At 46.3% G+C, this 571-nt stretch carries 1 protein-coding gene; it reads left to right on the top strand.

Features of this window, described 5'->3' with window-relative positions:
- Positions 1-571: hypothetical protein (locus tag AC1DUA_RS40155; protein ID WP_477504952.1), on the top strand; the 571-nt coding region annotated here is incomplete at both ends.

The following is a 571-nucleotide window of genomic DNA, read 5'->3' as shown; positions in this document are numbered from 1 at the left end:
CATTGAAGATATTATGGGCCTTGTGCCTCGTACGGACGCGAGCGTTGAGTTATGGCCGATTGATATCGGTTGGGACCACTTTACGGTGAATAACCTGCGTTATCACGGCAATGATGTAACGATTGTCTGGGATAAACCAGGGGATGGAACTACTTACTACCCGAATGTTCAAGAAGGATATTCGATGTATGTGAATGGTACGCTAGCTATGAGAACAGATAAACTAGCTCATCTGGAATGGAATTCGGCTACAGGTGTCGTATCGATCTTAGACGGCAGCGGGGCAGTAGCAGCCGTACAGAACAGCAATGCACAAATGAAGAGCGCTACGGATGTTGATTTGAATAGCTATGACAGGGCAGCTGATTTATTCCAGAAAGCCGGTGTGGATTTGACGCCGGAAACAGGAAATGCAGCGAACATAGCTCTAAATTCAACAATGACAGCTTCTTACACGCATCCACTAACTTCTGCAGCAAATGCCAAAACAGGATTTACGATCAGTGGTAACTTCTTTACCTCCGGTGCTTTTACAGCTAATCCGCCAATTTGGGGGTCAAGAGGATCKACC

The organism is Paenibacillus sp. 01T422, assembly GCF_056398785.1.
The sequence above is the reverse complement of the archived record's forward strand: the minus strand, read 5'-3'. Positions and strand labels throughout refer to the sequence as shown.